This is a genomic window from Corallococcus exercitus, from assembly GCF_003611585.1.
Taxonomy (GTDB): Bacteria; Myxococcota; Myxococcia; order Myxococcales; family Myxococcaceae; genus Corallococcus; species Corallococcus exercitus.
In genome coordinates this window covers 1-8,746 of sequence record NZ_RAVW01000414.1, presented here as the reverse complement: position 1 = coordinate 8,746, position 8,746 = coordinate 1, and the positions used below count along the sequence as shown (strand labels likewise).

The window sequence follows — 8,746 nt, the reverse complement described above, 5'->3', positions numbered from 1 at the left end:
CCCGCCCCCTCGGCCAGCACGCCGAAGCGGTACGCGTCCGGGAACGCATACGCGCGGGCCCCGGCGAGCAGCCGGAAGGTGGATGGCCGCAGCCGCAGCTGGGGCTCCACGAAGGGCGACAGGATGAGCGTGGGACCCAGCACGCCGGGTACGTCCACGGGCGGCGTGGCCCATGGATGGATGGGCCAGGAGAGCACCCAGTGCGCGCCGTCGCCCCACTCGCGGCGCAGGTCCGGGATGGCGGGCTCCAGGAAGCACAGCGTGTAGAGACACAGCGTGCGCTTCCAGGACACCAGGGCCGGGGCGCGGGGTTCATGCTCCTCCGCCCGGGCCGGCGGCGCGGCCAGGAAGCACAGCAGGCTCCCGGCCGCGACCGCGGGCTTCACGTCACTTGCCCTGGAAGTTGGCGGGGCGCTTGGCCAGGAACGCGGCCATGCCCTCGCGCTGATCCTCCGAACCGAAGAGGACCGCGAAGCCCTGGCGCTCCAGCTCGTTGGCGGCGCGCAGGTCCTGGTCCGCGCCGTACTCCACCACACGCTTGGCCTGGGCCACCGCGAGCGGGCCGTTCTTCAGGATCCTGGCGGCCACCGCCTTGCAGTGGGCCATGAGCTGATCCGGAGGCAGCACCTCCAGCACGAGGCCGATCTCCTTCGCCTTCGCCGCGTCGATGCGGTCCGCGGTGAAGAGCAGCTCCTTGGCGCGGGCGCGGCCCAGCAGGCGCGTGAGGCGCTGCGTGCCGCCGAAGCCGGGGATGACGCCCAGGGTGACTTCCGGCACGCCCAGCTTCGCCTTCTCCGACGCGTAGATGAGGTCGCAGCCCAGGGCCAGCTCCAGGCCGCCGCCCAGCGCGAAGCCGTTCACGGCCGCGATGGTGGGGATGGGCAGGTTCTCCAGGGACGCGAAGACATGGTGGCCCAGCGCGGAGAACTCACGGGCCTGCGAGGCGCTGATGGTGGACATCTCCGCGATGTCCGCGCCCGCGACGAAGGACTTGTCCCCGCCGCCGGTGACGATGAGCGCGCGCGTGTCGTCCTTCAGCGAGCGCAGCGCGTGGTCCATCTCGTGGAACGTGGCGCTGTTGAGCGCGTTGAGCGCCTTGGGGCGGTCCACGGTGAGGATGGCGATGGCGCCGTCCTTCTCGAACTTGATGTTCTGGTAGTCCATGTGCGTGGTGTCTCCTGTCGAGGCTCGGGAGGCCTAGTACTTGTAGAAGCCGCGGCCGCTCTTCTTGCCGTACCAGCCGGCGTCCACGTACTGGCGCAGCAGCGGGCACGGGCGGTACTTGGAGTCACCCAGGCCCTTGTGGAGCACTTCGGCGATGTAGAGCACCGTGTCCAGGCCGATGAAGTCCGCCAGCTGCAGCGGGCCCATGGGCTGGTTGGTGCCCAGCTTCATCGCGGTGTCGATGTCCTCCGCGGTGCCCAGGCCCTCCATCAGCGCGAAGCAGGCCTCGTTCAGCATGGGGATGAGGATGCGGTTGACGATGAAGCCCGGGTAGTCCTTGGACACCACCGTCGTCTTGCCCATGCGCTCGGCCATCGTGCGGATGGTGGCGTAGGTCTCGTCGCTGGTGGCCGCGCCGCGGATCAGCTCCACCAGCTGCATCACCGGCACCGGGTTCATGAAGTGCATCCCGATGACGGCTTCCGGACGCTTCGTGGCCGCGGCGATGCGGGTGATGGGGATGGAGGACGTGTTGGTGGCGAGGATGCCGCCGGGGCGGACCACCTCGTCCAGCTCCAGGAAGATGCGGCGCTTGAGGTCCTCGTTCTCCGTGACGGCCTCGATGGCGACGTCCACGTCCTTGGCCTCACGGGCGCTCGTGAAGGTGGCCAGGTTGGCTTCCGCGGCCTGCTGCTTCGCCGCATCCAGCTTGCCCTTCTCCACCAGCTTCTTCAGGCCGGCCTTGATGCGGTCCGCGCCCTTGGCGAGCCCGTCCTTGTTGACGTCCACCAGTGACACGCGGAGGCCCGCCTGGAGCGCCACCTGCGCGATGCCCGCGCCCATCTGCCCTGCACCGACGACGACGATGTGTTCCGTTGCCAATTGAGCCTATCCTTTCCCCGCGAAATGCGGGCATATGTAGAGCCAGCTGCCTGGTCAAGCATGAGATGAAGCATGATGGAGAAAGGCCACCACCGATGGTTCAGTCCCACGAAGAGATGCTGACAGCTTTTGCTTTGGGACAACGTCTTTACGAGCGATTTGCAAAGAAGACGAGTTCTCTTATCGCCGAAATACTTGAGGCCAGCCCAATTGGAGTTCACTCAATCGGCTTCCGAGTCAAATCCAAGGAAAGCCTCAGAGAGAAAGTCGCCCGACCTGACAAGGGCTACAGCAGGCTTGAAGATATTACGGATCTGGTAGGGATAAGGATCATTACTCACTTCGCCGAGGACGTCGACCGCGTCGCGGAATTAATTGATAGAGAATTCGACGTCCAGCCTCAGTCCATAGATAAACGAAAATTGATGGCTGTAAACTCATTTGGATACAGCTCTCTTCATCGAGTTTGCAGGCTCTCGACATCTCGACTGCATTTCCCGGAGTACTCCTCATTTCAGGGGCTCACGTGTGAAATCCAGATCCGATCAATCTTGCAGCACACATGGGCCGAGATACAGCACGATTTAGGATACAAGCGACAGGGCGGCGTCCCAGATCCGATTCAAAGGCGCTTCTTCATATTGGCGGCCTTGTTGGAATCTGCGGACACTGAGTTTTCGCGAATTAAGTCTGAGCTGACGGCATATGAGCAGAAATCAAGGATTGAGGCGCAGACCACTCCACAGAAAGTGGGTATTGATGCAATTACACTGCTGCAATTCGCAGAGAGAAGTCTTGAGCTTCGAAATACGGAAAAAGAAATCGCTACCAAGATGAGCGCGGACTTGTATCCGGTCCCACCACATGATGTTGGCGCAGTTTTTGGTATCTGGGCCGCCTACCTTCTGGGCTCTGGCATTGCGAATGTCGACCAACTAGAAAAAGAGTACGCTTCCAATCGCAATGACATTGTCAAGTTTGCGGCCGGGCAGCTTCAAGGCACACATTTCCATGAAGGCATTTCCCTTTTAGTTGTCTCGCTACTTAAGGTTAGCCGAATTGGAAGCATGGATGAAATCAAGAAAAAACTTGAAGACATGGAGCCCCACGAGCGTTCTCGAGAAATACACTTTTCGCGCATTCGTCGTTTTTTGGGGGTAGGCAAAGCTACCTCGTAGCGCATGGTAGGCAACGTGACTCTAAGGCTTGGTTTTGTTTCCGGGCAGTCTCAGCGGGACAACGATGGCCGTCGACTCGCCCACCATCAGCCGGCCCCGCACCACGTCCCGCTTCTCGCGTCCCTCCACCTTCACGAACAGGAGCGTGCGGAAGGTGCCCTCCGGCAGGCGCATCTTGAACGTCACCTCCGGGGGCGGGCCGTTCGCGAAGAAGCGCTCCTCGCGCTTGAGGATGTGCTCCTCGTCGTCCAGCACCTGGAGGTCCACGGCGCGCACGCCGCTCCAGCCGTCTCCGGTGAGCTGGAAGATGAGCTGGCGCTCCGGCAGGTCCGTGGCCTTCCACAGCCACAGGCCCACCGCCACGATGGCGATGAGCGCCAGCCGCTTGGGCAGCGGGTGCGTGCGCCAGCCAGGCCGCGGCTTGGGGAGCGGTGCCGGAACCTCCGGCGCGGGCGGCGTGGTGCCTTCCTCCGCCACGTCCCTACTCCCGCTTCGAGCGCTTGGAGGCCGGCCGGCGCGCGTTCACGTCGGTGATGACCACGCGCGCCGTGGGCGCCTCCGCGGCCTTCTTGCTGGCCTTGGTGCTGTGCGGCTCCGCGGCGGGCGCCTCTTCGGACTTCTCCGACGGCACCAGGCGGATCTGCGCCTTGACCTCCACCGTCATGCCGGAGAGCAGCTTGAGGAACTCGTCGCGCAGCTTCTCCGACTGCATGAAGCGGCGCAGCTCCTCCGTGACGACGCGGCTGATGTCGTCCTTCGTCTTCTCCGCCTGGGAGAGGATGAAGCCCAGCGCCTCCTTGGGGAGCTTCAGCTGGCCGGCGAGGGCACGGATGCCCTCCTCGCCCATGAAGACCGCGCCCATGCCGGCCACCGCCATGCGCCGCACGAAGTCCGGCACGAAGCCGCCCGTGCGGCTCTCGCGGCCGGGCTGCTGCTCCGAGTCGTCGTCGAACAGCGGATCAGGCGGGAGGTCGTCGTTGCCGGCCGGGGCCATGCGGGGTCTCCTTTACGTCAGTTGAGCCCTACCGGGCCTGCATCACCGGCAGGGGCACGCTCTTCATGGTCTGCGCGGACACGCGGCCCGCGATTGCGCGAGCGACGTCCTGGAAGGCCTTCGCCTCCGGGCTGTCCTTGTGCCCCACCACCACCGGCACGCCGGAGTCTCCCGCCTCGCGCACCTTGAGGTCGAGCGGGATCTCCCCCAGGAATGGGATGCCGAACATCTCCGCCGCCTTGTGCCCGCCGCCGTGGTTGAAGATGGGCGTGCTCTTGTTGCAGTGCGGGCAGATGAACTGGCTCATGTTCTCCACGATGCCCAGCACGGGGATGTGGACCTTGTCGAACATCTGCTTGGCGCGCACCACGTCCGCCAGCGCCACGTCCTGCGGCGTCGTCACCAGCACCGCGCCCGCGGCCCGCACGGACTGCGACAGCGTCAGCGCCACGTCGCCCGTGCCCGGGGGCAGGTCCAGGATGAGGTAGTCCAGCTCGCCCCAGTTCACGTCGCGCACCAGTTGCATGAGGGCGCCGTGGAGCATGGGGCCGCGCCAGATGAGCGCCTGATCCGCCTCCACCAGGAAGCCAATGGACATGATCTTCAGGCCGTGGGCGACCAGCGGATCCAGCGTCTTGCCGTTGGGGCTCACCGGGCGCTTGTCCGCGGTGCCCGTCATCAGCGGCACGGAGGGGCCGTAGAAGTCCGCGTCCAGCAGGCCCACCTTGGCGCCGTGCTGCGCGAGCGACGCGGCCAGGTTCACCGCCACCGTGCTCTTGCCCACGCCGCCCTTGCCGGCGCCCACGAGCAAGATGTTCTTCACACCCGGCAGCAGGGCCCCGCCGGAGCCTCCGGCGACGCCGCGCACCTGGGCGCCCCACTCAATGTCGAAGGACTTCAGGCCCGGCACCGCCTTGAGCGCGGCCTCCGCGTCCGCCTGGATCTTCCCCTTCATGGGACACGCGGGCGTGGTCAGCTCGATCTTCAACTTCACCGTGTCACCGGTGACGCGCACGTCCTTCACCATGCCGGCCTTCACCAGATCGACGTGCAGCTCGGGGTCGATCACCTTCGACATGGCCGTCATCACATCGGCCTGGGACACGCTCATCGGGACACCTGAAACCTTTTGAAAACAGGCGTTTGCACGCTTGAAGGGGGGCGGAGATTGCCAGCACTCCGGGGGCTGTCAACGTCGTTTAACGCACATCTCCGGAGCCCGCCCGGCCTTCCGCCCTGCCCGGGACGCGCGCGGCTTCTGGCCGTCATTCGATGGCCGCCACGCGGTACTCGCCGTCTTCCAGCACCAGCCGCACCGCGCGCTCACCACCCAGGGGGAACAGGGCCTCGCCCGCCGCCACGCGCACGTGGGTGTTGAGGGCCAGACGGGCGCGGCGCAGGCGCTCCTTCGCCAGGGGCTCGCGTTCGAAGTCGTCGCGCAGGCGCTCCGGCGTGTAGCGGGCCCTCAGCGGCGAGGCGAGCAGGCCCCACGCGCCCTTCCAGTCGCGGGACTCCACCTCGTCCAGGAACTTCTTCAGCGCCGCCCGGGGCACGTCCGCGGGGCGGGACTCCACCACGCGCCAGTCCTCGCCCTGACGGGCCAGCGTGACGGACGGGGCCCGGGCCTCCAGCACGCCCGCGCCCGTGCGGACGGCGGCGGCGCGCTCCTGGCGGGCAGCAAGGTCTGAGTATTCGTCCAGGAAGGCGCCCTCCCCCTCCGGGCCGCCGGTCGTCAGGCGGTAGGCGTCCGACAGCCGGTTCTCCTCCAGCGCCTTCGCGTACGCCTCCGCCACCGAGGCCGGTTCACGCGAGGCGGTGGCGCAGGCGGTGCCCAACAACAGGAGGCTCAGGGGAGCAAGGCGGGTCATCACTGGCGCGGCAGGGTAGACCCCGGCCCCGGGGCGGGCAATCTCCCGTCGGTGCCTGGGCTCCAGGCGGGCGGGCGGCGCGCGAGGGGTCAGCGGCGCAGGAGCCGGAACAGCCAGATCACCAGGTCCGACATGTCGACGACGTCCGACATGTCCAGGTTGGGCATGGTGCTCGCGTCGCGGCTCTTGGGCAGGCTGTTGCCCGACACGGCGCCCTTCGGGCGGTGCTCGCCGCAGTAGATATCGCCGTTGAACGCGTGGGCGTGGACCACGGAGACCTGGATGCCGCAGTGGACGCAGGCCAGGGGGGAGCGCACGCCCAGGCCGCCCGTGGGTGAATCCGACGGCGGCAGCGCGGCCGTGGCGCCCGGGCCCCTCCAGGGATCCGCGCCGCCATCCGTCGCGGGGGCGACCTCCCAGCCCTTGGACACGGGCGCGGCCTTGGGAGGCGTCACGATGGCGTTCTCCAGGGCCTCGAACTTGCCCGCGTCCAGCCAGGTGCCGCCGCAGTGCGTGCACAGGTCCACGTTGCAGACGCGCGCGTTGACCAGCGCCAGCCGGGCGCCGCAGCCGGGACAGCCCACGGGCTCGCCGTCGCAGGTGGCACAGAGGGCCAGGGCGCGCGGAATCAGGTGCCCGCCCTTGCGGCACCGCGACGCGGCCTGCTTCGCCGCGTTCACCAGCGGCTTGAGCGAAGGCCGGTCCGGGAAGCGCTCCAGCTCCCCCCGGTCGAAGTACATGCCGTCGCAGCGAGGGCAGACGTCCACCTCCACGTCGGAGGCCTGGATGGCGTTCAACGTCTGGCTGGGGCAGACCGGGCAGGAGCGGGCCATGCCGTGCATGCTAAGGCGCCGCTCTGGCTGGAGAAAAGGGAGTGATGCCTACTCGATGCGCGTGGACGAACCGGAGCGCTGGAGGCTCCAGGCCGCGGTGCAGAACGCGTACGTGGCGGGGTGCGCCGCACCCATCAGCAGCTTGAGCAGCGACAGCCTTGCGCGAGGGCCGCCATAGCGGACGATGTCGAAGTCATCCGACGGGACGCGCGCCTCGTCCAGCGCGTGGCGGCAGACCTCCTCGAAGCCGCCGATGCGGTCCACCAGCCCCGCGTCCTTCGCGCGCACGCCTGAGTAGACGCGCCCCTCCGCGCGCTGGTGGATCTCCTCCTTCGTCCGGCCGCGCGCCTGGGCCACCAGCTCCAGGAAGGACTGGTAGCTCTCCTCCACCTCGCGCTCCAGCGCGGCGCGCTCGTGCGGCGTGAAGCCTCGCGACGAGGAGAAGAAGGCCGCGTTCTCCCCCCGCGCCAGCGTGGTGCGGTGGATGCCCAGCTTCTCCAGCAGCTCGCCGTACTCGAACTTGCCCACGAACACGCCGATGGAGCCCACGACGGCGTGGGGCGCGGACCAGATCTCCTTCGCGCCGATGGCCGCCATGTAGCCGCCGCTCGCGCAGACCTGATCCACGTACGCGATGACGGGCTTCTGCTTCGCCACGCGCTTCACCGCCTCCAGGATCTGCTCGGACGCGAGCGCGGATCCGCCAGGGCTCGCCACCGCCAGCACCACCGCCTTCGCGCGCTTGTCCCTGCCCGCCCGCCGCAGCGCCTTCACCACCGTGTCCGCCGCCGCGAACCGGCCCGCGCCGCCGCTGCCCGGGATGATGATGCCCGCCACGTCCACCACGGCGAGCCGGGGCTTGCGGCGCAGCCGGCGCCACTTCACCGGCGGGAACGCGAGCGTCGCCAGGTACGCGTCATACGTGGGCACCGGCGGCTCCTCGTCCTTCTTGGCCTCCAGGCCCAGGTGCGCGCCCAGGTCCGCCTCGTGGACCAGCCCGTCCACCAGCCCCGCCTCCTGAGCCCGCTTCGCGCTGTAGGGCCCCGCGTCGATGAGCGCCCGCGCCTCCTCCGGCGTCTTGCCCCGGTCGCTGGAGAGGGCCTCCACCAGGGCGGCGTAGCGTTCATCCAGGAAGGACTCCAGCGTCTGTCGCTGGATGTCGGACACCCTGCCGTCCGTGAAGAGCTCCGGCGCCGTCTTGTAGTCGCCGCGCCGGGCGAAGTGCGCGTGGATGCCCACCCGGCCGAAGGCCTCGCCCAGCACCGTGGCCTGGGCGGCGTAGCCCACCAGCTCCACCCGGCCCATGGGGGCGAGCAGCACCTCGTCCGCCGCGCCCAGCACGGGGTATGCGTCCGTGTCCACCATCACCGCCCAGGACACCACCCGCTTGCCGGCGGCCTGGAAGTCCGACAGCAGGCCGCGCAGGGCCTCCCGCCGGGCGTCCGGGATGCCCAGGCCTTCAATCTCCAGGAGGATGCCCTCCACCTTCGGATCCGCGGCCAGCACCTTGAGTGCACGTCCCAGCGCTTCCAGTGACGTCACCGTGGCGGGCTCCGTCGGGGTGCCGCCCAGGCGGAAGCGCGGCATGGGGCGCGGGCGGTACGGCAGGCTGCCCGCGAGCCGGAAGCGGATCCACGTGGGCCGCTTGCGCGCCGCCATCAGACGGAAGGGCAGGCCCAGGAGCAACCGCAGCCCCAGGAGGAGGTTCGCCAGCAGGAGGAAGGGAAGGCGGAGCATCCCGCGCGCCTAACGCCCCGCGCCGGGCGAAGCAACCCCTGTTCACCCGCCCCGGGAGGCTCTGTTAGGCTCAAGGCCCATGCCCTCCCC

The 8,746-nt window shown here is 68.1% G+C and carries 9 protein-coding genes and 1 pseudogene; 1 reads left to right on the top strand and 9 read right to left on the bottom strand.

The window, feature by feature from the left end:
• The 3 genes and pseudogenes from D7W79_RS34125 to D7W79_RS34115 all read right to left on the bottom strand — a co-directional run.
• A pseudogene (locus D7W79_RS34125) lies at window positions 1-386 on the bottom strand (hypothetical protein); the annotation flags it as partial.
• A gap of 1 nt (window position 387) precedes the next feature.
• Entirely contained in the window at window positions 388-1,164 is a 777-nt protein-coding gene (locus D7W79_RS34120; protein WP_120529515.1) for an enoyl-CoA hydratase-related protein, read from the bottom strand.
• Window positions 1,165-1,197: 33 nt separating this feature from the next.
• Entirely contained in the window at window positions 1,198-2,046 is an 849-nt protein-coding gene (locus D7W79_RS34115; RefSeq protein WP_120529514.1) for a 3-hydroxyacyl-CoA dehydrogenase family protein, read from the bottom strand.
• Between the two features lie 95 nt (window positions 2,047-2,141).
• On the opposite strand from D7W79_RS34115, the gene D7W79_RS34110 reads away from it, so the two are divergent.
• Window positions 2,142-3,224: a GTP pyrophosphokinase gene (locus D7W79_RS34110; protein WP_158617122.1), complete on the top strand. Its 1,083-nt coding sequence runs from the start codon at window positions 2,142-2,144 to the stop codon at window positions 3,222-3,224.
• Window positions 3,225-3,245: 21 nt separating this feature from the next.
• Here the strand turns inward: D7W79_RS34110 and D7W79_RS34105 are convergent, their stop codons facing one another.
• The 6 genes from D7W79_RS34105 to sppA form a co-directional block, all read right to left on the bottom strand.
• Entirely contained in the window at window positions 3,246-3,701 is a 456-nt protein-coding gene (locus tag D7W79_RS34105) for a hypothetical protein (RefSeq protein ID WP_244222128.1), read from the bottom strand.
• 4 nt (window positions 3,702-3,705) lie between these two features.
• Window positions 3,706-4,218, bottom strand: a complete 513-nt coding sequence (locus D7W79_RS34100; RefSeq protein ID WP_120529512.1) for a hypothetical protein — start codon at window positions 4,216-4,218, stop codon at window positions 3,706-3,708.
• 28 nt (window positions 4,219-4,246) lie between these two features.
• Window positions 4,247-5,329 (bottom strand): iron-sulfur cluster carrier protein ApbC, encoded by a 1,083-nt coding sequence (gene apbC, locus D7W79_RS34095; RefSeq protein WP_120529511.1) that lies wholly within the window; start codon window positions 5,327-5,329, stop codon window positions 4,247-4,249.
• 154 nt (window positions 5,330-5,483) lie between these two features.
• Entirely contained in the window at window positions 5,484-6,086 is a 603-nt protein-coding gene (locus tag D7W79_RS34090; protein ID WP_120529510.1) for a hypothetical protein, read from the bottom strand.
• Window positions 6,087-6,175: 89 nt separating this feature from the next.
• The gene (locus tag D7W79_RS34085) at window positions 6,176-6,919 is read right to left on the bottom strand and encodes a TFIIB-type zinc ribbon-containing protein (RefSeq protein ID WP_158617121.1); all 744 of its coding nucleotides are present in this window, start codon (window positions 6,917-6,919) and stop codon (window positions 6,176-6,178) included.
• A gap of 48 nt (window positions 6,920-6,967) precedes the next feature.
• Window positions 6,968-8,656, bottom strand: coding sequence for a signal peptide peptidase SppA (sppA, locus tag D7W79_RS34080; RefSeq protein WP_120529508.1), 1,689 nt, complete (start codon window positions 8,654-8,656; stop codon window positions 6,968-6,970).
• Window positions 8,657-8,746: the final 90 nt, after the last annotated feature.

Coding starts and splice junctions, on each gene's coding strand:
- D7W79_RS34120 (WP_120529515.1), bottom strand. CDS start 1,164: ATGGACTACCAGAACATCAAGTTCGAGAAGGACGGCGCCATCGCCATC.
- D7W79_RS34110 (WP_158617122.1), top strand. CDS start 2,142: ATGGTTCAGTCCCACGAAGAGATGCTGACAGCTTTTGCTTTGGGACAA.
- D7W79_RS34100 (WP_120529512.1), bottom strand. CDS start 4,218: ATGGCCCCGGCCGGCAACGACGACCTCCCGCCTGATCCGCTGTTCGAC.
- apbC (WP_120529511.1), bottom strand. CDS start 5,329: ATGAGCGTGTCCCAGGCCGATGTGATGACGGCCATGTCGAAGGTGATC.
- D7W79_RS34090 (WP_120529510.1), bottom strand. CDS start 6,086: ATGACCCGCCTTGCTCCCCTGAGCCTCCTGTTGTTGGGCACCGCCTGC.
- D7W79_RS34085 (WP_158617121.1), bottom strand. CDS start 6,919: ATGGCCCGCTCCTGCCCGGTCTGCCCCAGCCAGACGTTGAACGCCATC.
- sppA (WP_120529508.1), bottom strand. CDS start 8,656: ATGCTCCGCCTTCCCTTCCTCCTGCTGGCGAACCTCCTCCTGGGGCTG.